At 52.6% G+C, this 26,984-nt stretch carries 30 protein-coding genes; 15 read left to right on the forward strand and 15 right to left on the reverse strand.

The annotated features are described in order from the left end of the window. The first annotated feature begins 1 nt into the window (after position 1). The 3 genes from L2731_RS16850 to L2731_RS16860 are packed head-to-tail and all read left to right on the forward strand — an operon-like array spanning position 2 to position 2,418. The gene (locus L2731_RS16850) at positions 2-742 is read left to right on the forward strand and encodes a cupin domain-containing protein (RefSeq protein ID WP_239853067.1); all 741 of its coding nucleotides are present in this window, start codon (positions 2-4) and stop codon (positions 740-742) included. Between the two features lie 58 nt (positions 743-800). After that, complete coding sequence (locus tag L2731_RS16855) at positions 801-1,256, forward strand: DUF3299 domain-containing protein (protein WP_249254587.1); 456 nt, start codon at positions 801-803, stop codon at positions 1,254-1,256. A 34-nt stretch (positions 1,257-1,290) separates the two neighbouring features. After that, positions 1,291-2,418 (forward strand): hypothetical protein, encoded by a 1,128-nt coding sequence (locus L2731_RS16860; protein WP_249254588.1) that lies wholly within the window; start codon positions 1,291-1,293, stop codon positions 2,416-2,418. A gap of 400 nt (positions 2,419-2,818) precedes the next feature. Here L2731_RS16860 and L2731_RS16865 read toward each other — a convergent pair whose 3' ends face one another. Continuing rightward, positions 2,819-3,598, reverse strand: coding sequence for a TetR/AcrR family transcriptional regulator (locus L2731_RS16865; RefSeq protein ID WP_239853073.1), 780 nt, complete (start codon positions 3,596-3,598; stop codon positions 2,819-2,821). A 332-nt stretch (positions 3,599-3,930) separates the two neighbouring features. Here L2731_RS16865 and L2731_RS16870 point away from each other — a divergent pair, with 332 nt between their 5' ends. From L2731_RS16870 to L2731_RS16890, 5 genes are all read left to right on the forward strand, one after another. Beyond that, positions 3,931-5,448 carry a flavocytochrome c gene (locus tag L2731_RS16870; RefSeq protein ID WP_249254589.1) on the forward strand — a complete coding sequence of 506 codons (1,518 nt, stop codon included), beginning with the start codon at positions 3,931-3,933 and terminating at the stop codon, positions 5,446-5,448. 5 nt (positions 5,449-5,453) lie between these two features. Further along, complete coding sequence (locus L2731_RS16875) at positions 5,454-5,822, forward strand: cytochrome c3 family protein (RefSeq protein WP_249254590.1); 369 nt, start codon at positions 5,454-5,456, stop codon at positions 5,820-5,822. 41 nt (positions 5,823-5,863) lie between these two features. Then, positions 5,864-6,997 (forward strand): hypothetical protein, encoded by a 1,134-nt coding sequence (locus L2731_RS16880; RefSeq protein WP_249254591.1) that lies wholly within the window; start codon positions 5,864-5,866, stop codon positions 6,995-6,997. 163 nt (positions 6,998-7,160) lie between these two features. Beyond that, the gene (locus L2731_RS16885; RefSeq protein ID WP_249254592.1) at positions 7,161-8,225 is read left to right on the forward strand and encodes a hypothetical protein; all 1,065 of its coding nucleotides are present in this window, start codon (positions 7,161-7,163) and stop codon (positions 8,223-8,225) included. Positions 8,226-8,395: 170 nt separating this feature from the next. Beyond that, entirely contained in the window at positions 8,396-9,139 is a 744-nt protein-coding gene (locus L2731_RS16890; protein WP_249254593.1) for a cupin domain-containing protein, read from the forward strand. A 222-nt stretch (positions 9,140-9,361) separates the two neighbouring features. Here L2731_RS16890 and L2731_RS16895 read toward each other — a convergent pair whose 3' ends face one another. After that, positions 9,362-10,711: an esterase/lipase family protein gene (locus tag L2731_RS16895; RefSeq protein ID WP_249254594.1), complete on the reverse strand. Its 1,350-nt coding sequence runs from the start codon at positions 10,709-10,711 to the stop codon at positions 9,362-9,364. A gap of 177 nt (positions 10,712-10,888) precedes the next feature. Here L2731_RS16895 and L2731_RS16900 point away from each other — a divergent pair, with 177 nt between their 5' ends. Beyond that, on the forward strand, positions 10,889-11,479 hold the full coding sequence (locus tag L2731_RS16900; protein ID WP_249254595.1) for an outer membrane beta-barrel protein: 591 nt from the start codon (positions 10,889-10,891) through the stop codon (positions 11,477-11,479). A gap of 40 nt (positions 11,480-11,519) precedes the next feature. On the opposite strand, the gene L2731_RS16905 is transcribed toward L2731_RS16900, so the two are convergent. Next, the gene (locus L2731_RS16905) at positions 11,520-12,293 is read right to left on the reverse strand and encodes a DUF1223 domain-containing protein (protein ID WP_249254596.1); all 774 of its coding nucleotides are present in this window, start codon (positions 12,291-12,293) and stop codon (positions 11,520-11,522) included. A gap of 110 nt (positions 12,294-12,403) precedes the next feature. On the opposite strand from L2731_RS16905, the gene L2731_RS16910 reads away from it, so the two are divergent. Both L2731_RS16910 and L2731_RS16915 read left to right on the forward strand, forming a co-directional pair. Beyond that, on the forward strand, positions 12,404-12,676 hold the full coding sequence (locus L2731_RS16910) for a Rho-binding antiterminator (protein ID WP_249254597.1): 273 nt from the start codon (positions 12,404-12,406) through the stop codon (positions 12,674-12,676). A 195-nt stretch (positions 12,677-12,871) separates the two neighbouring features. Beyond that, entirely contained in the window at positions 12,872-13,078 is a 207-nt protein-coding gene (locus tag L2731_RS16915; RefSeq protein ID WP_041511814.1) for a cell division protein ZapB, read from the forward strand. 82 nt (positions 13,079-13,160) lie between these two features. Here L2731_RS16915 and L2731_RS16920 read toward each other — a convergent pair whose 3' ends face one another. From L2731_RS16920 to L2731_RS16950, 7 genes are all read right to left on the reverse strand, one after another. Further along, positions 13,161-13,373, reverse strand: coding sequence for a DUF1107 domain-containing protein (locus L2731_RS16920; RefSeq protein WP_011864072.1), 213 nt, complete (start codon positions 13,371-13,373; stop codon positions 13,161-13,163). Positions 13,374-13,710: 337 nt separating this feature from the next. Then, positions 13,711-14,322: a thiol:disulfide interchange protein DsbA/DsbL gene (locus L2731_RS16925; RefSeq protein WP_011864071.1), complete on the reverse strand. Its 612-nt coding sequence runs from the start codon at positions 14,320-14,322 to the stop codon at positions 13,711-13,713. 128 nt (positions 14,323-14,450) lie between these two features. After that, complete coding sequence (locus L2731_RS16930; protein WP_283165119.1) at positions 14,451-15,452, reverse strand: serine/threonine protein kinase; 1,002 nt, start codon at positions 15,450-15,452, stop codon at positions 14,451-14,453. Continuing rightward, positions 15,449-15,754 (reverse strand): DUF3630 family protein, encoded by a 306-nt coding sequence (locus L2731_RS16935; protein WP_249254598.1) that lies wholly within the window; start codon positions 15,752-15,754, stop codon positions 15,449-15,451. Before L2731_RS16935 ends, L2731_RS16930 begins: the two co-directional genes overlap by 4 nt. A 70-nt stretch (positions 15,755-15,824) precedes the next feature. Next, positions 15,825-17,279, reverse strand: coding sequence for a protein adenylyltransferase SelO (locus tag L2731_RS16940; RefSeq protein ID WP_249254599.1), 1,455 nt, complete (start codon positions 17,277-17,279; stop codon positions 15,825-15,827). A gap of 17 nt (positions 17,280-17,296) precedes the next feature. Next, the gene (locus L2731_RS16945; RefSeq protein WP_249254600.1) at positions 17,297-17,605 is read right to left on the reverse strand and encodes a hypothetical protein; all 309 of its coding nucleotides are present in this window, start codon (positions 17,603-17,605) and stop codon (positions 17,297-17,299) included. Between the two features lie 362 nt (positions 17,606-17,967). After that, a complete protein-coding gene (locus tag L2731_RS16950) occupies positions 17,968-18,822 on the reverse strand; it encodes a hypothetical protein (protein WP_249254601.1) in 855 nt (284 codons plus the stop codon). Positions 18,823-19,145: 323 nt separating this feature from the next. On the opposite strand from L2731_RS16950, the gene L2731_RS16955 reads away from it, so the two are divergent. The 4 genes from L2731_RS16955 (at position 19,146) to L2731_RS16970 (ending at position 23,474) form a co-directional block, all read left to right on the forward strand. Next, entirely contained in the window at positions 19,146-19,547 is a 402-nt protein-coding gene (locus L2731_RS16955; RefSeq protein WP_041511807.1) for a nitrous oxide-stimulated promoter family protein, read from the forward strand. A 168-nt stretch (positions 19,548-19,715) separates the two neighbouring features. Further along, a complete protein-coding gene (locus L2731_RS16960; protein ID WP_249254603.1) occupies positions 19,716-20,594 on the forward strand; it encodes a hypothetical protein in 879 nt (292 codons plus the stop codon). Between the two features lie 101 nt (positions 20,595-20,695). Then, a complete protein-coding gene (locus tag L2731_RS16965) occupies positions 20,696-22,774 on the forward strand; it encodes a S9 family peptidase (protein ID WP_249254604.1) in 2,079 nt (692 codons plus the stop codon). A gap of 121 nt (positions 22,775-22,895) precedes the next feature. Beyond that, positions 22,896-23,474: a lipid-binding SYLF domain-containing protein gene (locus L2731_RS16970; protein WP_249254605.1), complete on the forward strand. Its 579-nt coding sequence runs from the start codon at positions 22,896-22,898 to the stop codon at positions 23,472-23,474. Between the two features lie 662 nt (positions 23,475-24,136). On the opposite strand, the gene L2731_RS16975 is transcribed toward L2731_RS16970, so the two are convergent. The 5 genes from L2731_RS16975 to L2731_RS16995 all read right to left on the reverse strand — a co-directional run bounded on the left by L2731_RS16975 (position 24,137) and on the right by L2731_RS16995 (position 26,870). After that, complete coding sequence (locus L2731_RS16975) at positions 24,137-24,331, reverse strand: hypothetical protein (protein ID WP_249254606.1); 195 nt, start codon at positions 24,329-24,331, stop codon at positions 24,137-24,139. 110 nt (positions 24,332-24,441) lie between these two features. After that, positions 24,442-24,807 (reverse strand): hypothetical protein, encoded by a 366-nt coding sequence (locus tag L2731_RS16980; RefSeq protein ID WP_249254607.1) that lies wholly within the window; start codon positions 24,805-24,807, stop codon positions 24,442-24,444. 158 nt (positions 24,808-24,965) lie between these two features. Then, entirely contained in the window at positions 24,966-25,295 is a 330-nt protein-coding gene (locus L2731_RS16985; protein WP_249254608.1) for a hypothetical protein, read from the reverse strand. 648 nt (positions 25,296-25,943) lie between these two features. Next, positions 25,944-26,501: a GNAT family N-acetyltransferase gene (locus L2731_RS16990; RefSeq protein WP_249254610.1), complete on the reverse strand. Its 558-nt coding sequence runs from the start codon at positions 26,499-26,501 to the stop codon at positions 25,944-25,946. Positions 26,502-26,543: 42 nt separating this feature from the next. Then, positions 26,544-26,870 carry a hypothetical protein gene (locus L2731_RS16995; protein WP_249254611.1) on the reverse strand — a complete coding sequence of 109 codons (327 nt, stop codon included), beginning with the start codon at positions 26,868-26,870 and terminating at the stop codon, positions 26,544-26,546. Positions 26,871-26,984 lie beyond the last annotated feature (114 nt).

Here is a 26,984-nt window from a genome sequence, read left to right on the forward strand (position 1 = left end):
GATGAAAAAACTACTAATCACCTCTGCAATACTGATGACAGGCTGCGCCGTTGCTGCCGATAAACCAGCCGATAAGCCTTGGCACAACGAAAAGCCAACGCTTTCGACCATTAATGCTCCGACTAAGACCATGCCTATGGTTTGTAAGCAGGAGCAGGCAATGGCTTACCTCAAAGAGCTGCAAAGTGGCGAAAAAGATATCTTCTCAGTCAAGTCAAACGACCATGGTGGTAAGGGGGCGAATGACTCAGGCTGGCTAACCTGGACAATTGCCGATCCCGATACGCTTATTCCATGTCCTGAAGGCGGCGCCAGTGCAACTGAAGTGGGTATGTGCTGGAAAGAGCTTAACGACGAACCTACTGTTATTGGCTTAGTTCGCGTCGCACCGGGTACGGCCATTCCTCACTACCACAGAGAAATGGAATGTTACTACAACCTTAGCGGTGAAGGCCTAACCTGGGCGCAAGAAAGAATGCAGCCATTCCAACCTGGTGACTACATCGAAATCCCAAGTAAGGCGATGCACTACACACCAAACACCTATGATGATCAGGATCTGATCTACATGTACTGGTTCCCACTCGACGGCAAGTTCTCCACCTTTAAGTATCAATGGCCAAAAGATGTTGGCCCAGGTGAAACCCTGATGTTTGACTTCATCCCATATACCAACTCACACGCCGTCCGTTCAGGTAAAGGCGGCTATGGTTGGGATGTTATCCAGTCATCGAAAAAGTAACGCTTAGTCTTCATTAGGCCAGAGTAAGGGGCCGTTAAGAACGGCCCCTTAAATAACTATGAAAAAATACATTCTTATCTTTAGCTTACTGTTTAGCAGCAATATCTTTGCCGATGCACCACAGGCGATCCTATGGAACAGTCTCGCCCCCGGGCCGGCCAAACTCCCGGCTGAAGTCAACATTAATCAGGCGCTCAATGGCAAGCAGGTGGTTATTCCTGGTTTCGTTATTCCTCTGGATACTCTAGAGGGGCAAACACGAGACTTTTTATTGTCGCCACGACAAGGTGCCTGTATCCACCGACCACCGCCAGGTCCAAACCAATTGATCCACGTGACATTTGAGCAGCCCATTGCCCTACCTGAGATAGAACAGCCCATCTATATCTCAGGCACTCTCGCAGTGCGCTCAGAAAAGAATGCCTTTGCACAAACGGGTTACTTCATTCAGGGCGATGAAGCCATTCCCTACCCAGTTAAAATCGCCCCTTCGGCATCGAGCCACTCACACTGAGCTCTACGCCGCGCAGTAAACTCTATAGGTAAACATGATGAAACAAGCCACACTTTTAAGCTCTAGCATCGCACTCGCCCTCGTTCTAGGCAGCGCAAGCACAATCGTCCACGCCGAAGATGGCATCAATATCGGCGGCGCTGTACGTGTTAACTATGGCTATAAAGACTATAGCGATGCCTCTAAAGACAAAGGCGGCGATCTGACCTTCGATATGGCCGCCATTAAGTTCAACGGCAAGAAAGGCGACTGGGGTCTAGCGGCCGAGTATCGCTTCACCTCAAGCACCGACTACATCAAGTACGGTTATGGCTACTACAACATCGACCCCGACTGGCAATTACAGTTCGGTATCAACAAGGTGCCTTTTGGTAACCGTGACTTCATCTCCAACAGCTTCTGGTTCGGCATCCCCTACTACCTGGGCTTCGAAGACGATCATGATGTAGGTATCAAGGCTATCTATGAAAAGAACGGCTGGCACACAGACCTGGCCTTCTACAAGAACCCTGAGTATGGCCCGACAGAGAACAAGCGCTACGCCACAGATCTCTACACGGGCACCATCAACGGCACCGAGTACAACAACGAAGAGACCAACCAGTTCAACCTGCGCCAAACCTACACCCTGGACCATGAAGGTGGCTCGACCACGGTTGGCGGTTCTGTGCAGTATGGTCAGATCTATAACAACAAGACGGGCAACAACGGTGACCGTTATGCGGTCGCGCTGCACCTAGACAGCAGCTACAAGGGCTGGAACCTTCAGCTGCAGGCGATGCAGTATGAATATGACGCCGCCGACGCCGTCGCCCCAAACAAGATTGGGGTCTCAGTGGTGAGCTGGCAGTATGAGATCGCCAGTAAGGGTCAGGCATATAGCGTGAACCTTGCCAAGACCTTCAACACCGACTGGGGTAGCGTGAAGTGCTACAACGACTTCGGTGTGATGACACCCGACGTTGCCGATGACAGCTATGACAACAGCATGCAGAACGTCACTGGCTGTGCCATCGCCGCCGGCCCGACCTATACCATGGTCGACTTCGTGATGGGTAAGAACATGACCTTCTCAACCGCTAACAATGACCATGTGGGGCTTCCAGAGATTGGCGACGATTGGGACAAGCGGGTCAACATCAACTTTGGTTACTACTTCTAACCTGGCAACAAAAGTTAGGTGGCAGTTGCTCCTTCCGCCTAACTTGCAGCTTTAGGGCCGCGCTATTGCTCATCTAATCACACCACCGCAACAAATTTGGCCCGGCCCTCGACCCTATCGAGGGCTTTTTTCGGTGAGGTTATGCCTAGGGCCTGTTGATCTTTGCCGTTTGTTTTTGCAGCAGTTTGAAGGTGATTTATACAAGGCAGAGCCTGTGCCGTGTAGTATCCTACACAAACTGGCGATAACACCGTAGAAATGGCCTACAAACGCTGCCCAACGGGTTCATCTAAACGCGCGCTGCACTTTGTTGTTCGCCATTCACATAGAGTAACTATGCTTCATGGCTCTCGCCTCGCGCAAAACGCGTTTAGATTGAACAAAAATTAAACTTGAAAGGTCAACAGGCCCTAGTACACTCGGGGGAATCCTGCAAATTAACACTCGTCAGCGCACTGCAGGCGGCGCAGCTCATATGATCGCGATAGTGCTGGTCGAAAAACGCCGTGGTTTGTGCCTCAAGCGAATCGAATAATTCAGGGGTTAACGGCCTATGCCAGCGATACTGCCCCATCAACTTGGCGAGATGGCGATAACAGGTCTCACGACGATTTGACAGATACTCGGGCGCGATCAACTGACTTTCAAACTGGGTCAGCGAACCGGTCAGATAGAAGGTGATGCCTTGCACCAGCTCCTTAACTTGTAAGGGTGTCGCCTCCAGCTCTCCCCTCTCTATCGCCTGGTGCAACGACTCGGTAAACCAGCCCCAAAAGGCATTGATTCGCTTCTTAAATCGCTCAATTTTTTCGTCGCTGGCAAGCTGCCACACCATGGTATTGACCGACACCGAACGCAGGGTGAAAAAGCTCTTGCTGCGTTTAATGGTCTCGAAGGTGAACATGATAGGCAAGAGCACCCTCTCCTGCGCCGTCAGTTCGGGATGTTTATCGATAAAGATGGGTAAGTGATTCGATGTCGCACTCCTCAGGAAGAGGCAGACCAACACATCTTCTTTTCGCTCGAAAAATTTATAGAGAGTGCCGGTCGAGCAACCCACCTCTTTCGCCAGCTGAGAGAATTTAAATGACACTATCCCTTGAGACTCGATAAGCTGCTCCGCAGCATCCAAGATCTGATTGCAACGCATCATTGGCAAAGTATCGGTGGGACATTTCATCGTTTACACCCTTATCGTGGAAGAGGCGAGAGTATGCGCCCAATTTATTTTCGAATTACAGTGACCCCTTAACTAATCGGGACAAACCTCACGTAAAACGGCCGCTACTGTCAGGCTTTGTGAATCACGTCAAACAAACATTCACGCAGAAAAATTCACGCCCAGATACACTTGCGCCTACATTTCGCCGGCATAGAAACATTTCAGAAAAGTTATTCGAGACATGGTTCACGAATAAGTTTGCCACTCAAAAAAAGCCGTGACTTACTTCACCTTTAACGCTTTGCAGAACCTCTATCTTTGCCAGCATAAAGAGACAGAGGACATTAGCAATGCACAACAGAAGAAACTTTTTAAAGCTTAGTGCGGGAGCCGCCATAGGTGGCATGGCCGTGGCAATGCCCGCCACCTCCTTTGCCAAAGAGTGCAAAGAGATACAATGGGACGAGTCTCATGACGTTATCGTCGTCGGCTCCGGCTTTGCCGGATTGTCGGCGGCGCTCAATACCAAGCGTCAAGGCGTCGGCTCGGTATTGGTACTGGAAAAGATGCAGGTCATCGGCGGCAACTCGGCCATCAATGGTGGCTGGCTAGCCATCCCCAAAAACCCGATTCAGCTGGCACAGGGCATCAAAGATGACTCTCCCGAAGAGTTAGTCAAAGACCAGATCATCTCTGGCCGCGGCATGCAGAACGAGGCCGCGCTGCGTCAGATCGCCAATCGCGCCCTCGATGCCTATGAGCTATGCATAGGCACAGGCGTCAAGTTCCGCGATGGTTTCAACATTCAGGTCGGCGGCCACAACAAGGCTCGCGCCATACGGACACAGCATGGTACGGGTGGCGACATCACCACAAAGCTGTATGAGGCAGGTGTCAAAGAGGGGGTCGAGTACCGCCTGCAACACTATATCGAAGACTTCATCATGGATGGCCAAACCATAGTCGGACTCAAGGTACGTAAAAACTATCGCTTCCCCGACATCAAGACCGGCAGCACTGTCTACATCAAAGCCAACAAGGCGGTGATCCTGGCCAATGGCGGCTTCGCCCGCAACATGAAGCTGCGCGAAATGGTCGACCCTTCACTCGATCCAACCTTAGATTGCACCAACGCCCTTGGCGCGACTGGGGAAGTCACGCTAACAGCCATGGCACACGGCGCCTTGCCGGTGCACATGAACCTGATTCAAACCGGCCACTGGGGTTCACCCGATGAGGGTGGTTTTGGCTGGTCAAATGCGCTGCTTTCAATTGGTTGGCACCAAGGCGCCGCCATCAGCGTCCTCAATGGAAAACGCTTCATGGACGAACGTGCAGACCGTAAAACCTGCTCCGAAGCAATCATGAAAAACCGTTATCCAGACAACAGTCCGGCCTACCCAGTAGTCTTGTTCAACTACGAAAAGTACAAGGACGACGACCGTGTGGTGCGTGCGCTGCGCGACAAGATGGCCTGGAAACTGGACAGCCTAGATGAGATAGCCAGCAAATTCAACATCCCGGCGGCCGAGCTAAAACGCACCATCAGCGAGTACAACGGCCATGTTAACGCCCGTAAAGACCCGCTATTCAACCGCAAGATGGACACGGCCGAGGTATTGACCGGCCCCTATGTAGTCTCGCGCATCTGGCCTAAGGTGCACTACTGCATGGGTGGTCTAAAGACAGATCTCGGTGCCCGGGTTATCGATGGCCGCTCCATGTCACCCATCAACAAGCTCTATGCCATTGGTGAGGCCACGGGTGGCGTTCACGGCGAGGCCAGACTCAGCTCGACCTCTTGTCTCGAATGTTTGGCGATGGGAATCGTCGTTTCTGAAACCATCAAATCTGACGCGCAGGCTTAATCACTATGAACAAATGTATTTTAACCCTCTTACTGGGACTGGCACTGTCTTCAAGCGTCTACGCCGGCGATCTCGTCAAGATGAAGGGCAAGACTCAGGGACGCACCAACCACGAGTTTATCTACCAAGATGGCTGCCAGGGCTGTCACCAGGGATCAGGCAAGAAGAACGCCAAAGATACCGCCTGCGTCGAGTGTCACGGCGAGATCAATAGCATTCCGGTAGACGAAAGCAAGCTGGCCATCCCAGAGGCCCATCCCCATAAGTCTCTGCACTATAACCAAGGCGCGAGCTGCCTGGCCTGTCATGGCGAACACGAGAAGAAGGCGCCAGTCTGCGCCGAATGTCACCGCACCTGGTTCGGTGAGATGTAACAAATTCTGACGTAAATACTTAAAAATACTAATAGGTAATGATGATGAAAAAGACCACTCAGTTTATGTTGTCTATGGTCGCCACCGCGATAGCCCTTTCTGGCTCAACGGCGTTTGCCGGGGAACACGAAGACGGTATCAATGTTGGCGGTGCAGTACGTGTTAACTATGGCTATAAAGACTATAGCGAGGCCTCTAAGGACAAGGGCGGTGATCTGACCTTCGATATGGCGGCCATCAAGTTCAACGGCCAAAAAGGCGACTGGGGCCTGGCGGCAGAATACCGCTTCACCTCCAGTACCGACTACGTCAAGTATGGCTATGGCTACTACAATATCGACCCCGACTGGCAATTGCAGTTCGGTATTAACAAGGTGCCTTTTGGTAACCGCGACTTCATCTCCAACAGCTGGTGGTTCGGCATCCCCTACTACCTGGGCTTCGAAGATGATCATGATGTAGGTATCAAGGCTATCTATGAAAAGAACGGCTGGCACACAGACCTGGCCTTCTACAAGAACCCTGAGTACGGCCCGGCAGAGAACAAGCGCTACGCCACAGATCTCTACACGGGCACCATCAACGGCACCGAGTACAACAACGAAGAGACCAACCAGTTCAACGTGCGCCAAACCTACACCCTGGAGCATGAAGGCGGCTCGACCACGGTTGGCGGTTCTGTGCAGTATGGTCAGATCTATAACAGCAAGACGGGCAACAACGGTGACCGTTATGCAGTCGCGCTGCACCTAGACAGCAGCTACAAGGGCTGGAACCTTCAACTGCAGGCCATGCAGTATGAATACGACGCCGCCGACGCCGTCGACCCAAACAAGATTGGGGTCTCAGTGGTGAGCTGGCAATATGAAATCGCCAGTAAGGGTCAGGCATATAGCGTGAACCTTGCCAAGACCTTCAACACCGACTGGGGTAGCGTGAAGTGCTACAACGACTTCGGTGTGATGACACCCGACGTTGCCGATGACAGCTATGACAACAGCATGCAAAACGTCACTGGCTGTGCCATCGCCGCCGGCCCGACCTATACCATGGTCGACTTCGTGATGGGTAAGAACATGACCTTCTCAACCGCTAACAATGACCATGTGGGGCTTCCAGAGGTTGGCGACGATTGGGACAAACGGGTCAACATTAACTTTGGTTACTATTTCTAACCTGGCATAAGTGCCCGGCAGAAACCTGGTCGCTCTCACTGGGTTTCTGCCATTTCCCTTTATTGAGATTAGATGCCGCTCCCCACGCATAACGCATTTTCAATCTGGCCCTATCTGATAGGGCTTTTTTTTTAATTTTTCTCCATCAATCGACGCCAAGACTATGAAAACATACTTAAGCTGTGCCCTCTTCTGCCTCAGTCTTTCAGCCACTTCGGCTCACGCCACCAGCATCGAACTGGGTGGTTTTCTCAAGGCCAATGCACGCTATGTCGACGGTAACATCGCCTTTCAAGACAGCTGGAGCGGCGGCGGCCGGGTCGTCGATCCGGCTAAGCGCACTCAATTTAGCGCTCAGGAGAGCCGTTTCAACGTCAAACTCAATCATGAGCAGATCTTTGGCTTCGCCGAGATAGACTTTGTCGGCTCGAGCCAGGGCAACCCTATCATCTCGAACTCTTATGCGCCCCGACTCAGGCATGCCTTCATCCAGTATCAAGGCATCACCGCCGGACAAACCTGGTCCACCCTGGTCAACACCAGCAGTTTTGCCGAAACCGCCGATCTCGGCGGCCCCTTGGTCGGTCAGGCCATGGTCAGACAGACGCTATTTCGCTATAGCACGCCCCACTGGCAGTTTGCCTTGGAAAACCCCTACACCTATGGCACCACGGCCCAACATAATGAGGATAAAACCCAGTGGATAGACACGAGCAACGATTACCTCCCCGACACAATTATTCGTTACAACCAGGCGGGTGATTGGGGCAATGTGTCGGTATCGGCACTGATCCGCTACCTCGACGCCAACGACAGCAAGCAGTGGGGCAGCGGGCTATCGGTGGGGGCCAAGCTGTTCACCTTTGGACGAGACGATCTGCGCCTACAGCTGCACTACGGCAACCTGGGGCGCTACGTAGGCACAGATGCAGCCAGGGACATCATAGAGGGCGAGATAGAGACGTCGCTATCGGGCATGTTTGCCTATCGCCATTTCTGGAGCGAACGCAGCCGCTCGACCCTCTTCTATGGGCGCACCACCACAGAGGCCGAACAGACGGACCGCTACCATTGGGGCGTCAACCTGTTTACCGATCTCACGCCGGCGCTCAGCGTCGGGGTCGAATTCGGGCGCTATGAGATTCAGGACGCCAGCACTGACACGACAGCCCCGAGCCCCCGCGGGGCCTCAAACTATGCCCAGTTGAGTATGCAATTCTCACTGTAATAGACGGCGATAGGTAAGATTATTCGCGAGCTGAGTCACGAATAAGTTTGCTGTTAAAAAAGTGGCGTGATCCATTTCACCTTTACAACAAACTAATCACTTTATCGTTAGTCCATACACAAATTTACACCCAAAATAACGCGGCCATTGGCTGCAACAATAGGACAGGAATGATGAAATTAAAAATGCTATTAGGTGTGGCCGCTCTGGCTTCAACAACCGCCGTGGCCCAGGGCCCACAATGTAACCATGCGCAGCTGCCGTTTCAGCAGATGACGCCTGTACCATACGAAAGCACACCTTACTCACCGCAAGACACTATGCCAGAGCAGTGCAGTAACCCTGAGGTCGAGGCCTATATTGCCGATTGGGAAGCGGGCAAGATCGACTTCACCACGATTCAAGCCAACGACAGTATCGCCGCCGATCAACGCTTCTGTAAGACCCTAGATGATGACGGCAACATCTTAGAAGTCAAAGACTGTGACCGCACTAAATCCCCTGTGGGTTATATCTGGAAAGAGCTATCTGATAGCCCTGTGGTGATTGGTATTACCGATGGTGGCAAGTCAGACCATGCGCCTCACTTCCACGGTCAACCAGAATGTTACTACGTGGTCAACGGCGAGGGACAAACCCTGGCAGACAACCAGTTTAAGAAACTCGGCACCGGCCAATACTTCTATATTCCAGGCGCCACTATCCACAACACGCCTATCATGTCTGAGAAAGGCCTGGGGGTGATCTACTGGTATCCGAACAACGCCCACTTCGACGGTTTCAAATACTACTGGCGTAAAGACGTGAAAAACCTGCGTGTTGCCGAAGAAGCCTTCGATCGCGTCGATGCCATCCGTAAGCGTGATCTTAACTTAGGCCCCTACGGCACCAACGAAGCCTTCTTTAAGAAATAATACCAATCACAGTAAACATGTGATCAGAAATAGCGCAGGAAAAACGCTTGAGAACAAAGCAGGATTTTTAGATAAGTAGTTATTCTACAATTAAAAATACTAATACAGTTATCGAGCGTTTTAACAAGCTAGAATGATCAATTATTTATTACGATTGGTATAAGCTCGTCTACTCAATCTAAAAAGCGGAGCCTCTGGCTCCGCATTTTGTTTTATCCACCTTTAATCCTGCGGCGGTATTTGCTTAAAGTCCGCTTTCTCGCCAATCTTAGCAAAGCCGAAGGTATTGGGGGCAATATAGCGCTCAAGCTGCACATCGAGCATCAGGGTCTGATCGGCGCCAAACAGCTGGGTTAACTGCTCGGGCTCACAGCGAAACTCGGCGCTCTTGTAATGGCAAAAACCCTCTGCGGGCCTTGGGATCAGCTTAAGCCCCAGCTTACCCGCCTTTATCTTGGAGAGCTTATTGGCATCCAAATAGAAGGTGATCACGTTACCGTTGACGCTGTTACGCTGCTTATCCAGCACCATGGCGTGGGGCAACCGCGAGGCATGGTACTCATCGCCCGCCAAGAGATAGCAATCGAAGTCGGTGACGGCATGGCCCAGGTTATCGAACACTCGCACCACCAGCATGCAGTAACGGGGTGGTTTACGACTCGCCTCGGACTCGAGCGCCATCTGTTCTCTCAGCTTACGATACCCCTGGCGATCTTTTACCCTCAGACAATCGAGAATATCGGCGACCACAGGCTTGTTAGCGGCATTTTTCTGGGTCACTGAGTTCATGATTCCCATCTTGCGATTGCTATGACTCGCCTTAGGCACAATCCCTAAGACACAAGGCTCAACGGCCTGGGTGAGCTCCGTTAGCGCCAGAGTCTCGGCGCACTCGCCGTCGAAGCTGTCGCAGAGTACGCCCACTTGCTGCGCCAGCTTGGCATAGACAAAGTTCATGTTGGCGGCGCACACCCGCACCACGCCATCAGACCCCGCCTCGCCGGTGTAACTGTTCATATAGTCGTAAAGCGCACCGTCTATGGCCTCTCCAGTGAGCACGAAGGGATAGACGTCGCTGCTAAGCCAATCCTTTTGCTGCCAGCTCAGATTGAGCTGATGCTGACCGTCGCTGCCCAGCTCCAGCCAATCCAATACTCGCTGACCCGGCTCGACACCATCGAACCAGGCTTTGAGTCGACTCACCCTTGACTTACCCAGCTGCGCCAATGCCGAGCCATGATTGGCGGGCGCCAGCATGATCAGGTGTTGTAGCGGCGTCGTCGCTGCCTCTTGGTAATAGCGGCACAACCAGTGGCGAATCAGTGGACCGCCGGTGGAGTGAGTAATCACAGAGAAGGGCTCATCCCCCAGCTCAGCGAGGCGTGCCGACTCGAAGGCGATACTGAGATCTTCCAGCGTCACCGCGTCGTTAAAGCTGATATATCGCCCCAGATAGATGTGTTGAATATCCAGATCTAGCGCCTCGGGGGCCAGCTTAAGCAGCGCCTGGGGCAGCTCGCCATAGGTCTGGGTACTGGTGACACTCCATCCATGCACAAACACCAGTTTCATCGTCTCACTCCTTCATTTGTCTCGACGCTCATCGGGGACCTTAAGCTCCACAGGCGCCACATCTATAGACACGACACCTGCAATCTAACTTGCAGATCTCATTCAGTTTTGGTTCAGCAAGGCTAACTTACTATGCCCTCAACGAAAACAACACCACCTTTTAAGAGAGAGCATATTATGACTAAGAAGACATTAGCAGTAGCCGCAGTCATCACCGCAGCATTGTCAGCGCCAACTATGGCCGCTGATTGGTTCATCGGTGGCGGTATCGGTTCACAAGAGAACAACTACAAGGCAGAGATCACCGAAGCGGTCGATCCAGGCTTCAGCAAGGGCACCTTCAAAGATTCAGATAGCGACATGATCTATGAGCTACGTGGCGGTGTTTACCTCAATGACAACAACCGCGTATACGGTACTTACTCTTACAACTCAGATGACTTCGCTAAGCAGCAGAGCTTCTTGATGTCTTACGACTACCTGGTCGGCCTGGATGCGAACAACAAGTTCAACTGGTTCATCGGTGCAACCGCGGGTGTTAACCACACGAGTCCAGATGTCGATATGCTGGAATCAAAAAACAACTTCGTATGGGGTGGTCAAACCGGTTTCATGTACAAGATCAACGACAAGGTGAGCACAGAGATCGGCTACCGTTACCTGAAGCAAGACTATGACAAGACCCTCACCTCAGAATCAGGTGACAAGGCATCATTCTCACTAGACGACAGCCAGCAGGTTTACCTGTCTGTAGACTACCGCTTCTAAGCCAAGTCTTTACAACAAAGCCCCGCAAGGGGCTTTTTTATTATTCATCTATTGGCTCATTCTCCAGCCAATCCCCAACCGCCTGCAGGGGGAGATAATCTTGTTCTACCCAGGCTACCCAGGCCAAGCGCTTCGCCTCTCTGGCCTCACCGGGTAAGGCACCCAAAGTGCCTAAGAAGCTTACCGGGGTAGCGTCAATGCCTCGAAAGTGCTGGTGACTTAAGACCACAAAATCTTCTCGCAGATATTTGCCGCGATTCTCTCCCCTGCCAACCTGAGTCGCCATACCACTGCCCAGCAAGGCTAGGTGCAACGAGAGCCCCTCATTACTGGGCAACTGACTGTCAAATGTCGCCGTCACAGCTTGCCCCGCTATGGTCACGCTTAGCTTGCCCACTAACGGGCGCATAACGGCTTCATCGGGCAGTAAACCCTGGCCACCCGGGCGCCACTCGCGGCCATTGATCACCAGCTGCGGCGTATAGACCTGGGAGATGCCCTTGTGGTTGAGATAGTCATACTGGCGGCGACTGAAGGCACGCCTGGAAAAGGGATCCCGCCAGCCGAGGTAGTTCCAGTAGGTCACATGAAAGGCCAAGGGAAAGTAATCGCGCCACAGGCCGGTCTCCCGCTTGAAACCCGAGAGCCAACGATCCATGGGCGGACAGCTGCTACAGCCTTGAGAGGTAAACAGCTCTATCACAAGCGGTTGCAGCTCACCACTGCGCTTGTGAAACTGCGTCTGCGTCTGCGCCGCCAAAAGCGGCTGAGTAAACAGACTGAGCAAGAGCAATAAGGCAAGTTTACTCGGCACGGGTTATCCTCCAAGATGATAGGCATCTACTTAAGAGACCCGGCGCCGAACCATTTACATTCACGGACCGTTTACACTCAAAGATGCCCTCTTCAATCAAAGGAAAACCTATGGAACCCTATCGCATCATAGACTGTCATGTTCACGACCACCTGGAGCTGGCTTGCATCAGGGGTTACCAACTGCTTATCGAGACCTCAGAAGGCGACATTCGTGCCACCGCCATCACACTCACCACCCAGGCGGATAAGAGCGAGTACCTGACCGTGAGAAACGAGGCGGGCGAGCAGGCGATCCGCCTGGATCATATTCAGGCCATCACCCCCTTAATCCAGGGCGCGGCGTTCGATCGTGTGATGATCGCCGCAGCCAAGAAACCCTAACAAGATTAACGCCAGGGGCCGCCGGCGAGTCACTTACAAGCCCTTTAGCGCAGTATGCTCGCCGCGCCGACGAAATAAACAATGTTTAATCCATATATAGATGGATTTTTAGACATTTAGCACGAATTAGCTATTCACTCAGATAGCCGCACTGATAGAATCGAAGCACCATCCAGAAACTATTAGGACCTCCCCATGAGCCTTGAACTACTGTCCAAGCTGGAGACAAAAATCCAAGCGGCACTCGAAACCATTGAGCTACTGAAAATGGAGCTTGAAGAAGAGAAGCAGAAGAACCACACCCTGAACGAACAGAACCAACAGCTGAGTCAAGATCTCAACTCTTGGAACGAAAAAGTGACCGGGCTTGTGGGTCTGCTGAACGACGAAGTTAGCGAATAACCTTAGCGAATAACTTCAGAGGAGAGGCGCTTATACAAGGAGGCAGAAGCTCTTATGATAAGCGCATTCGATGCGCGAAGACCTAAGCCGTCTTCGCCTCGTTATGTTGGTGCTCAATCATTTCATTCAATTCCATGATGGCGCGTTTTACCTGAGGCAGGCTCTGACGCGGCAGCAAAAATTTTCCTTTCTCGAACTCTAATCGTCCCAGGTCCTTTACCCAGATCACCCCAGAAACAAAAATGCGGGCATGTTTAACAATCAATTTCGGCGCGTAGACAGGAAAAACTCTCATGAGACCTCCAAGCAAGACTCTGCGTTCTTATTTTTATACTTAGATTCGACAGGTCTTTTACCATGTTAGTTTCAATTTTTTGAGCATTTTTTTCGCTAAATTTGACCTTCATGCCATAGTGCGAAATTTTTACCTTGTCTATCAGACTAATAGACTAGCCTAAACAAAAATTGTCACTTGCCAAATTTTTGACACACTGGTAGATTGGAATAGTTACTCAGGGTAAATAGAGCTTTTTAGCTCAATAACCGTATTTCCATAGCGACCGGAAATACGGTTTTTTTTATTCTGGGCAACAAAAAAGGGGCCTAAGCCCCTTTCGATGACAAGCTAGCTATTACTTCAAGCTAGTCAGATAGTAAGCGATCTGTAGCAACTCGTCATAAGACTTAATCGCACCGGTTTCCACACGATACTTGCCGTTTACCACCAGGGCAGGTACTCCAGACAGCTTGGCATTCTCGGTCGCACGCTTCATCTGCGCCATCTGTGCGCTCACCATGAAAGAGTTGGCGGCGGCATCGAAATCTTTGCCATCTACGCCATTGGCGATGAACAGCTGACGGATATCGTCACGGCTAACGAAACGTTGCTTCTTGTCGTGGATAGCGGCAAACAGCGCGTGTTCCATCTTGTCTTCAACCTTCAGCTGATTCGCTACGGCGAAGGCACGAGACATCTCTGGACCCATTTCACGACCGATAAATTCAACATGGTTCTGCTTAAACACCACACCTTCTGGCAGGTTAGCCTTGATCTTAGGCACCTGAGTCTTGGCAAAGTTGTAGCAATGTGGGCAGTAGAAAGAGAAAAACTCGGCGATCTCTGGCTTAGCCGTAGCTGGGCCATCGTTGATCACTGTGTAATGAACTCCCTCTTTGTAATCGGCGGCCAGTGCCGCCATAGGGGCAACTAAGAGTGCCAGTGCTACCAATAACGCTTTTTTCATTATGTTTCCTTCCCAGTGCCTAAGCACCACTATGACAAATAGATTGACCATACCTTAAAGTGGTTTGGAGTCCACCTCAAGCGGATAAGTTCATTTTTCTGTTACAAATTACAGCCAGGTTTGCCGGGCTAATAGGGGATCAGGGTGAGCGGCGGCTCGTCCAACTTGGCCAGCTGCTCCTTGAACGCCAAGATCTGCTGCTCCCAATATTTCTCCTCGCCATACCAGGGGAAATGCATCGGAAAGGCCGGATCCTGCCAGCGCCGACTCAGCCAGGCATTGTAATGCAACATACGCATCGCCCGCAGCGACTCGATCAGATGCAGCTGGCGATTGTCGAAGTCGCAGAACTCCTCATAGGCCTCCAGCAACACCTCCAGCTGCAGGGTCTGCTGCGAGCGCTCGCCCGAGAGCATCATCCAGATATCCTGCACCGCAGGTCCCATCTTGGCGTCATCCAAGTCGACAAATCCTGGGCCGTCTGGGGTCCATAGGATGTTGCTGGGGTGCAGATCCCCATGCAGGCGTATCGCCTCGCAGGGGTAGTGATGCCAGATGGCTTTGGCCTTGTCGAGCACCTGCTCCACTATGGTGAAGTAGGCGGTCTCCAGGCTAGGTGGCACATGATCTGAGCCCTTGAGCCACGCCAGAGACTCATCGCCCAACAGCTTAGGAGTCAGTGTCTGACGATGCTTAAAGGGACGCTGCTTGGCCAACTGATGAATGCGACCGATGAAATGTCCCACCTCCTCGAGCTGCTCCAGGTTATCCACCTCGAAGGCACGCCCGCCCATGGAGGGAAACAGCGCGAAGCGATAACCCTGATACTCCTGCAATGAGCGCCCCTCGATGATCACGGGCGCCGCCACGGGGATCTCCTCCTCCACCAACTCGGCGCAGAAGTCGTGCTCCTCCTGGATCTGCTCGTTGCTCCAACGCTCGGGGCGATAAAACTTCACCACATAGCGCTTACCCAGATCGCAGCGAAACTGATAGACGCGGTTCTCATAGCTGTTGAGCGCCAAAAGCCCTGTCTCTGGGTAGATGCCCACAGATTCGATGGCATCCAGGATGAGATCCGGCGTCAACGCCTGAAAATGAAACCCTGCCCCTTGCATCGACGTTGTCATAGTTGTGACTCCAATAAGCTGGCCAGATAGACGAGCACCTCGACTTCATCGTCGCGCTCCACAGACAGCCAGCAGACATCGCCGTAAAACTCATAATTTAGCTGCAACAGGCTGCCCTCGAACTCCAGCAGCCACTGATGCCTGTCGGCGCCCCAATGACGCTGGATCACCCGGCAATCCAGCGCCTTAACGAGCGCCTCGGCAAAAGGATCGAAGCGGTCAAAATCCACATCGGCCAGAATCGACAGGCTCTTGGCCTGGGGCTCGACCTTAATGGCGCTGATCTTCAACTCTTGATTCATAACTTACTCAGGGTTATCCCTGCCTCTTCAAACTGATTCTTTTAGGCCCACGCGCGGCTATCTCAGGCGGCTAGCTACTACAGGACATGATAAGCCCCTGCCCCCACTCGGGTGGACGCTTGGCATAGGCTTCCTTCTCCGGCTGCTCGTCGAAGGGACGTGTCAGCAGCTGGTGCAGATCGGCCAGCGGCTGGGTATTGCCCTCTTCACAGGCGATAATCGCCTCCTGAGCCAGATAGTTGCGCAGCACATACTTTGGATTCACCTGTGCCCGCGCCGCCTGCCAGCCGGCCACATCACTCACTTGTCCCAGGCGCTCGCGATAGGCCTGATACCAGGTATCGAAACCGGCGAGGTCGATAAAGTCATCCCTTAAGGACGAGTGTTGGCTATTGGGGTCCAGCTGGGCGAAGCGGCGCCAGGTGTTGGTATGATCCAAGCGGTTGGCCTCCATCAGCTGGGTAAAGCCGCCGATCAGCTGCAGGTCGGCCTCATCTTGCTCGCTGCCTGCCGGCTCAACCAACTTGATGCCCAGCTTATCGCGCATCAAGACCAGATAGGCCTGCACCAGGTGATGCTGGTAGGTATTGAGGGCGGCGATTAGATCGTCCGAGGCGATAATCGGCACTAGGGCCTGGGCCAGACGCTGCAGGTTCCACAGGCCGACGCCCGGCTGCTGACCGAAGGCATAGCGACCATTGGGATCCGAATGGTTACAGATAAAGTCCTCCTCGAAGGTATCGAGGAAGGCGAAGGGGCCGAAATCGAAGCTATCGCCGAGGATCGACATATTGTCTGTGTTCATCACCCCATGGGCGAAGCCGACGGCCTGCCAGTGGGCGATCAGCTTGGCGGTATCGGCCACCACACGATTAAACCAGGCGATGTAGCCGGCCTGATCACGGCTCAGCTCTGGGTAGTGCTGGCTCAGGGTAAAGTCGAGCAGCTGCTTGAGCTTATCCTTGCTGCCCTGCTCGCTGTGGCAGAAGAACTCGAAATGACCGAAGCGGATATGGCTCTTGGCCAGACGCACGGTAATGGCCGCCGTCTCCTGAGTCTCGCGCCACACGGGTAGGTCAGAGCCGATCACCGCCAGGGCGCGTGTCGTGGGGATATTGAGATGATGCAGCGCCTCGGAAACCAGAAACTCGCGCACCGCGCTGCGCATCACGGCGCGGCCGTCGCCATGGCGGGAATAGGGAGTCATGCCCGCGCCTTTGAGCGCCACATCCCAGTAGCCCTGTGGACCCTCGGCCTCACCGAGAATGATGGAGCGGCCGTCGCCAAGCTGAGGCGAGTAGCCGCCAAACTGATGACCGCTATAGACCTGGGCATAATAGCTGGCACCCGGGATCGCCTGATTGCCCGCCAGCCCCTGTAGCAACTCGTCATCGGGCTGCTTAAGCCCAATTAGCGCGGCGGCATCTTCACTCCATGCCAGCCACTGAGGGCGCGGCAGCCCCTGAGGGGTCACCTGGGAATAAAACCCGCTTAGCTGGTCGAAATAATCTTGCTTAAACTTCATTGGCTAACCCTTATGCTTCACTGGCTTGCCAGAGTTTCCAGGCGTTGACACTTAAGCTCGCCCGCCTCATTGCGCTGACATAATTCACCGCACAGATAACTGCCGCTGCCCGTCTGACTCAGCTTCACCATACCGGCGCCCTTTGCCAGGCACTGATCCAGCTGCTGATAATAGCCAGAGATATGCTGATCCAGCTCTCCCTGTTGCAGCAACGCCTCGGCGGCGCCCGACTCGGCATCGGGAAAATAGAAGAGTGTCCATTGTGGCACCTGGGTACAAGCCGTCATAGTTAATAGTAACGCCGCGAAAGCCATCATGCTGCGCATTTTGATCTCCTGTTACCTCAGATTATCCAATCTAAACGAACGCGATTATGGTCTATAGACCAGAGGCATAAATGTTCCAGACATAACGCCATTTTCTTTCCATCCCTGGGGCACTTACCAGTCATCCTACAGATGGGGCATAAATGTTCCAGACATAACGCCATTTTCTTTCCATCCCTGGGACTCTTACCAGTCATCCTGCGGATAGGGCATAAATGTTCCAGACATAACGCCATTTCCTTTCCATCCCTGGGCAAATGGCATAAATGTTCCAGACATAAAAAAGGCGACACTCGGTTCGCCTCTTTAGTATTGCTTGATTAGTTTACACGGCTAATCGCCGAAGTGCAGTAGATTACTGCCTAGGACTGCGCCTTGGTCTTGGCCTTCTCGATACGGGTGATACGCCCCTCGAAGCCGGTAACCGTACCGTCTGAGAGGCCATAACCTATGGCCGCCTGACATGTCTTGATCGCACCATCGAAGTCACCACAGTCGTTGAGCAGGGTGGCCAACTGCATGAAGCCGACCCCCTTCTCCTTGGTAGGTTCAGGCAGGGCCGCAAACAGCGACTGATAATAAGGCGACAATGCCGCGCCATATTCACGGTAATCTTCCTGCTTGCGCTGCTTGTAACACTCGGCAATCGCCTGCAGCAGGGCCACATGCTTACCCTCAGTCTCAGGCTCGGCGCGATACTGGGCCAAGGAAGCCGTCAGCTTGTCATTGGCCCAGGACTCGTCGGTCACCGCCAGCATCTTGAAGGCTGGCTCTGGCTCTGGCTCTGGCTCTGGCTCTGGCTCTGGCTCTGGCTCTGGCTCTGGCTCTGGCTCTGGCTCTGCAACAGCCTGTTCAGGGGCTTTCTCCGCCTCAACCACTTCGGCCGGCTTAGTCTCTTCAGCAGCCTCAACCACTTCGACCGGCTCTTCGACAGCCTCAACGGCTTCTGCCTTCTCTACCGGCTCAGCAGGCTCGACAACAGTTTCTTCAACAGCCTCTGTCTCAACGGGCTCGACAGGTTCGAAGGTGACGCCCTCGTCGGCTGGCGTCGAGACCACCTTCTCCGCTTCCTGGCTCGGCACATCCACGGCTTCGCCCGATACTACCTTCTCAACCGGTTTCTGGGTTGCTTGTTGCTCTTCCTGTGCCAGTCGCTGCGCTCGTTTGTACAGGTAAACGCCCACCGCTACCAGCAAAATAATGGCTATATATTTCATTATCATCCACCGTTGATTAATCGCGCCCAGTATCAGGCAGTTTCATATCGCAAATATGTCTAGATATTAACCGATATTATTAGTCGATTCTCTTGCTATAAATCAAATATTTATACCTCTTTTTCGCTCGGGTATCAAAAACAGCAGGTAAAATCATGCTTAGGGGGCAAAAATCCCCCTTTCCTTGCTCATATCCCTTGGTCAAACATGGCGGGTACTAAATAGCATTTTGTGCGCATCTTCATAGTTTCACGCCTTGCTTTTGTGTTCCGGCTTCCCTCGGGCTAGGCTAGCTATAACCTAGTAAATGAGTCGGATATATCATGAGCCAAGAGATCCTAAGTGGTAAGCTGCTGCGAGAGTTCAAGACGATCGCCGCCATGGTACATATCTATTGCAAGGACCACTGCCCAGCCAAGGGCGATGTGCCCAACTGCCCAGAGTGCAGCGAGTTTCTTGAATATGCCCACACCAGGTTAGATCGCTGCCCCTACGGCCAGGACAAGCCCACCTGCAACAAGTGCCCTGTGCATTGCTATAAGCCTGAGCCAAAGGCCAAGGCGAGAGAGATCATGATCTATGCCGGCCCACGCATGTTACTGCCCCACCCCATCATGGCCATTCGCCACCTGTGGGCCGAACGCGGTCCGGTGCCGGGTAAGCCACCCGCGGCGGCGTCCAATCGTCACCTTCGCCTGGCCAAGGAGAAGCAGCAGTCCTCCTAACCCAGAGCGAAAAACCCACTAATAAACGCTACGATAAGGCCCAAAAATCACCTTAAGTTAACCCGTTATTTCCAAGGTGAGATCAGGGCCTTAACCCTAGGTGAGATTTCGCCTCGAAATGCCACTTCATGCTTGCCTCGTCGGCCACTTTAAGTCAACAATGAGGCTATGGATACGCACTCTCACGGCTTGTTATTCGAAGGATACTGGTGGCTCTCCTTACTGGGTGGCCTGCACTGTATCGGCCTGGGGCTTTACCTCAGATATCTCTACCGTGACCGCAACGACAATCACAAGCTACTAGGCGCCATCTTCAGCCTGCTGGCGCTCTATTTTCTTACCGGCCTGCTCAACAAAGACAACTCACCGCTGCCGCTGCAACAGCTGTTTATCCTGCTGATTCCGGCCTATTTCCTGATGATGCCCATGCTCTATCTCTACTGCTATCGCAGCCTGCACGACATCAAGGGTTCTATCGGCCTGTCGCGGCACTTTGCGCCGGCTATCATCTTGGTACTCTTGATCGGTCTCAGCGTGCTGCTCAGCAGCGAGATGCGCCAGCTACTGGCTACCAGTAGCTTCGCCCAGTTTAACCATGTCACCCTACTGGGCACCCTGCTGCCTCTGCTATTGGTGCTGCAGACCGGCCTCTATTTCTATGCCATCTTGCGCCTGCTGCGCCGCTTCAAGGGACGGGTACACCGCGCCCATCAAGACAGCCTCAAGGATATCAAGTTCAGGTGGCTGCTGGCCCTAACGCTGGCCATGTTGACCAACTGGCTGGTACGCATGGCCTTAGTTATCATGCCCTACCTGCTGGGCGACAAGGTCAGCCTGGCGGCTCAGGCGAGTACCCGGCTGTTTCTACTCCTCAGCCTCTACCTGTTGGCGCTTTATGGCCTCAAGCAGATCACCATGTCGGCCTATCTCAGGGGCCGGCTCTCCCCAGACCTACAAGCCCAAGCTCATCCAAACAGCAGCCGTCAGCTGCTGAGCGCCGAAGAACTCAATTATCTGCAACAACTGATGCATTCCAACAAAAAATAATTAACCCAATTTATACCAGGGCGGTTTTACGTTAATGTATCCGAGCTTAAACACCTCAATTAACAAGAAATACTCAAGCAATCACTAGAGAAGGGATCAAGATGGGAAGGGGATATCAACTCACCGTATTGGCAGCGTTCTGTGCGGGCGCCATGGGACTAAGCGGCAACCTGTTGGCCGCCGAGCGTACTCACCAGATCACCACGGATGACTTTTTCACCATAGGCAACATGGGCAATGTTCAGCTCAGCCCAGATGGTAAACACGCACTCTGGCTGGAGTCCCGCTGGGACAAGGAGCTGGACAAGGCGCAGAAAGATCTCTGGCTTATCGACACCAAGTCACGCAAGACCAACCGCCTGACCTTCACCAACGAGAGCGAATCCAGCCCTCAGTGGAGCCCGGACGGCAGCGCCATCTACTACCTGGTCAAGCAGAGCCGTGAAGACAACAAGGCTCCCTACAACGGCAAGGCGCAGGTGTTCAGAATCGCCCTTGGCAGCACTGAGGCCGTGCCTGTCACCAAAGAGGCCGAAGGGGTAAAAGAGTTTCAGCTCAGCCAAGACGGCAAGAGCCTCTACTTCCTCGCCAACAAGAGCACCACAGACAAAGATATCTGGGCCAAGGTCCGCGCCAAGCATGGCGCACCTAAGTATGGCCACGGCAAGGTTACCACCAACCCGCTCTACAAGTTAGATCTCGAGCACTACCAACAGAGCCTGGTGCTGGACGATGACAAGGTGGTATGGCACTTCAGCGTCAACCAGGACGCCAGCCAGATTGCCCGTATCACCACCCAGGACAACGAACTGGTCAACCTCGAAGGCTGGTCGAACATCGAGGTGTACAACACCCAGTCACAACAGAACAAGGTGCTGGAAGACAGCGCCTGGCGCGAGCAGGCGCCCTCACCTTACGGCTGGCTACTGGGCCTGGCCTGGCATGAAGACAACCAACGCCTAGCGTTTCGCATCGACTTCGACGGCCACCCGGGCAAGCTGTTTGTGGTTAAGCCTGAGGATAACAAGGCCAAGCCAATCCAGGTGAAGGCCGAGGGCGATGTCACCTTCAACTCAAGCGACATCCATTGGCGTCCGGGCAGCGACGAACTCTGCTATCGCGGCTACGACCATGCCAGGGTCAAACTCTTCTGTAGCGAGATAGATAGCCGGGCACAAGGCGACACACGCACTGTGCTGGCGGGCGATCTGGTCATGGGCAGCTACAGCTTCAGCCACAATGGCAAGAAACTGGCCTTCAGCCACAACGGCCTGGATCATTTCAGCGATCTCTTCATCGCCGATGCCGCCAGCAAGAAGGCCAAATACAAGCGGTTGACCAACATCAACCCGCAGACCGACAGCTGGATCTTGCCGGAGATCTCTGTGGTGAAATGGACCGCGCCCGACGGCAGCCAGGTCGAGGGGATCCTGGATCTTCCCGCAGGCTATAAGAAGAGCGATGGCCCGCTGCCGCTGATCGTACAGATCCACGGCGGCCCCACCTCGGCCACCCCCTATGCGCTGCAGCACAGATCCTACGGCCGCTCGACCTTCACCGCCAACGGCTGGGCGCTGCTGTCGCCTAACTACCGCGGCTCAACCGGCTATGGCGACAAGTTCCTCACGGACTTGGTGGGCCAGGAGCATGAGATCGAGGTGGCCGACATCATGGCCGGCGTCGATCATCTGATCGCCCAAGGCATCGCCGACGGTGACAAGATGGCGGTAATGGGCTGGAGTAACGGCGGCTACCTCACCAACGCCCTCATCAGCACCAGCAACCGCTTCAAGGCAGCGAGCTCGGGTGCCGGCGTGTTCGACCAGCGTCTGCAATGGATGCTAGAGGACACCCCAGGCCATGTGATCAACTTCATGCAGGGCCTGCCCTGGGAGAAGCCAGAGGCCTATACCCATGGCTCGTCGCTGACCCACGCCGACAAGATCAAGACACCGACCCTGATCCACATAGGTGAAAACGATCAGCGTGTGCCTCTGGGTCATGCCCAAGGCCTCTACCGCGCCCTCAAGCACTACCTGAATGTGCCGGTCGAGCTAGTGGTCTACCCGGGTGAAGGCCATGGTCTGAGCAAATACCAGCACAGACAGGCCAAGATGGATTGGGACAAGCTGTGGTTCGAGCACTATGTGCTGGGCAAAAACCAGGACGAAGCCAAATAAACTGAACCCGAGCTGACATCAATCGAAAAAGCGCCAATATTGGCGCTTTTTTATGCAAAATTGATTTTCATCCCACTTCAGGAGGACTATGCTAGAACCATCCAAATCAATGGAGGTCATCATGAAAAAGTATCTGTCTACCTTAATTCTAAGCTGTTATGTGGCATTGGGATTATTGACGTCCCCCATGACACTTGCCGCCGACAGCTATAGCGAAACCATCGCCAACTTCAAGAAAGCCCCCGACACCCAGAAGTTCTTCAACTCCGCCTATGGCTACGCCATCTTTCCCACAGTCGGCAAGGGCGGTATCGGCATAGGTGCCGCCTACGGTAAGGGCCGGGTCTACAAGGGCGGTGTGCATACCGGCGATTCCAGCCTGTCACAACTCTCCATCGGCTTTCAGCTCGGCGGACAGGCCTATAGCGAGATCATCTTCTTCAAGGATGCCAAATCCTATCAAGAATTTACCAGCGGCAGCTTCGAGTTTGGCGCCACCGCCTCGGCCGTCGCCATCAATGTCGGTGCCAACGCCCAGGTGGGCACCACAGGTAACTCGGCGGGCGCAGGCAAGTCCGGCAGCAACAAGGCCGCCAGCGCCGCCTACATCAACGGCATGGCAATCTTCACCGCCGCCAAAGGTGGCCTGATGTATGAGGCCGCACTGGCCGGGCAGTCTTTTACCTTTGAACCCAAATAACGGGCATCTGGTAGGGAGTCAGATGGCTCCCTCCCTCCTTTCTTCCAATCTCTGGGACATCTCCGATAGTCGGCTTGATAGTGAATCAGCTCGGTTTTCTAGGGGGTGAATCTTCGACCAGCTCAGGGGTTTATAAAGGGGATTTGAAGCCATGGCTTCATGGTGAACTTATTGCCTGCGGAATGTGCAACACTAGGCTATCTAGCTGCATTTCATCGAAGGGCTTATTAACTGAGCATCAAACTTATTTTGATATTTGGAAGGTTAACATTGAACCATGGCTTCATGGTGTATAAATTGCCTGCGGCAGGCTTATGTGCAAGCACACTTTTGGCACGCCGAGATTCCGTCCCTGGAGGCTTCACGGCGGCGTCCATGCCGCCGAGAGCCAAAAGCGTGCTTGCACTGGTATCTATCGTCTCTTCGATTAGACCGCTTTGATCCTCACCGGACAATCAAAAGCAAAAGCTCATTTGGACAAAAGCCCGTTAGGCTTACCGCGCTAAAATTTGGCTTTCGAATAGAAATTTCTGTTGGGTAACGCCTTGCTAAGGAGCCGCCAAAGCGAAGCGTAGGCAGTCCCGTAGAGGCCACACTTTTGGTGGCCGGTGTGAACTTAAGCAACTATAAGCATAGCTGCTAGGCGCTATAATCAAACCCATTCAATCTAAATCATAATCTGCACGGCTGCTGCGCTTTTCTTTGTGGAACAACCAAGCAAATAAAGCAGTCGTAAACACCAATAATGTGACAAGTATGTTCGCAGCAACAGAGTCAGCCTTTAACAGAATTCTAAGTACCGCAGACGAAATCGCTGCGAAAGCAATATAGATACCTAACAACCCTCTGCTATCCATCCACCCTCCGATTTTCAGATTACATATAACGCCGTGCTCTGGGGCAAACCGAAGTGCAGCGTAGGTTTGTCCCTAGCAGCACTTTGTTAGCATTTTTTACTAGCATTGTGTTAAAACCGCGAATTTCTTAGCTTCTCAGTTAATTCTCGCTCTAGATATTGCAAGCCCTCACCATTATTGTGGTATATCAAAGCTCGATGATGAACCATATCAGATGGTATATCCTGTATGGACTGAGCTATTGGGATCACGGTTTTTCCTAGAGTATGAGCAATACCAGTTTCGTACATTACATTTGGATTTTTGTTTGAGAAGTCAACAACAACTATTTTCGCACGATAAATCAAACTAAATATATCTTGGATGATTGAAGAATTTTCCCAAATATCGTCAGCTCTCAAGCAATTCAATCCCGCACCAGAACATGCCATTCGAATCGATTGGTAAACAGAGTCAAACCCGGCAAAAGGCATCATTACCGCTACTAAACTGCCATCTACGGCGACGTTTGGTATGCTAAATTCCTTTGGCTGAACCCTAAAACCACTTTGGTGTTTTAATATTGTTCTAAATAGGTCGACATCTTTTATCGACCAGTGGTTCCTTGAAGATTCGGGGATGGAAGCCGTTGTATTTATATCAAGGTCTCTTGCCGCAGAACCAAATAATATTTCATTTGGAATGGGGGGATGTCTGGATCTAAAACATACTCTAATTGATAGTCCCCGCTCAAAAGCTGAACCCTGGTTAATGTACCAACGCGAGCTGGTATATGATTTCCATCCCGGCTATTTTCACATGCGAAAATTGTTGGTAATCGCAAAACTGCTTCAATATCTAAGACACTGCCTTGCATAAATTTTTCCTCAATATGCCTAGCAGTAAATTCGAGAGCTCGCCCTTGGGACATTGTGTCACGAGACGAGCCCCACCCAGCAGATCCTGTAACTAGTAAATTAAACATATTCCATATCTTCGTAATTTAAAGTCCAACGTTAAGATACAATCTACGCTTGGGGATGCTAACAACTTATTAGCGAGACCTTGCAAGGTACGCTACCTTGTCTGGTAGGAGGCCAAGCATGTATAGACGCACTAGTAAGACTCAAAAAATTTTCGTAAATCATACAGTAAAGTAAATACTGCCTCGGCACAATGCGAACAGGGGGATGTGTCGGTTCAACGCATACCTGAGCTTCGTAGAATTATCGAAATTACAGATTACGACAATGGTGTACCTACCACGCACACGTTAGAGTTATATAAAACTAATCGTATTGACTGCTACAGAGTAATAGTCGATGGCAAGCTTTTGGTTCCCTCATCACACTAAACACAGTCAAATCGAAGAGACGTTTAGATACAGGTGTAAGCACGCTTTTGGCTCTCGGCGGCATGGACGCCGCCGTGAAGCGTATAAGGACATATTCACAGCGTGCCAAAAGAGTGCTTGCACATCCCCCGCCGGGCAGGCGATAGATAGCAATGAAGGTTCGACCTTCAGAAATCCATCAAAGAGCAGTTCCGCCAGAAACAACAATCCCAAAAAACCATCACCATGTTAAGGGGAACCTTCCCCCTCCAGATAAGAATCAAAGGAGGATTCCACCTCCTAAACTTTATCCCGATTGGGATTCAACTTGGCAGTCAAAATATGATCCTGCCACTCTCCTGCAATCTTGAGATATGACTTGGCATAGCCTTCACGCTCAAATCCCAACCTCTCAAGCAAGCGGGCGCTGCTTACATTGTGCGGCATGTAGTTGGCCATCACGCGGTTCAGCCCCACCTCGTCAAACATCCAGTCGAGTAACGCCCGCAGCGCCTCGGTCATATAACCCTGGCCCTGATAACGCTCGGCTACCGAGTAACCAAGATTAGCCGCCTTGAAAATCCCCATCACCAGGTTGGTGATATTGCACAGCCCTATGATCTCTGTCTGCTCTCGGTTCAGGATGGCGAATCTGAAGGCGAGTCCCGTCTTATACAGGCGGGTATTCTCGGCCACGACAGATTGGGCATGGGCAAGCGTGAAGAAATCGTCGCGGCGTTCGGGCTCCCAGGGGGCCAGATGTTCACGGTTTTCAAGATAGTATCGCAGCAGCATCTGAGCTTCGTGACCTTCCAAGAGGCGGATGCGGGTGCGCTCGGTAGTCAATTCAGTCGTCATGGGAGGTCTTGCTCAAAGGGGGAACATTAAAGCCTAGTGTGATTAGGCGATGCTCGCCTGCATCTTTAGCCAGAAGCTTTCCTGGCAGGCGTTATGAAAGGTCTTTCTACAGGGGGTGATAGCATGCTGCGCGCTATCGATCACCTCATAGCTTATCCAGCATTCTTCGCACAGCTGCTCGCTCGGCGCATTGTCACGCTCGACCCGGTGGCGTATCACCACGTCGTTATCGAAGCGATAGCTCGTTTCTTCCTCATCAACCTTCACACCATCATCGCAATAACAATTTGTTTTAGTGAGCTTATCTATGATGGCCACATCACTCGCTTGATGATGGATAGCCTTAATGTAGGTAAACAGCGTATTCATTATGTCCTTATGCGAAACGAGGGACGCAATCCTTGGCAAGAAGAGATAAGGATTATCACCTAACTCCATTCTGAAAGCCCACCAGCTTACTCCTCTACCCCCCCTTTGCAAGCA

Source organism: Shewanella aquimarina (assembly GCF_023349185.1).
In the GTDB taxonomy this organism is placed as follows: domain Bacteria; phylum Pseudomonadota; class Gammaproteobacteria; order Enterobacterales; family Shewanellaceae; genus Shewanella; species Shewanella aquimarina.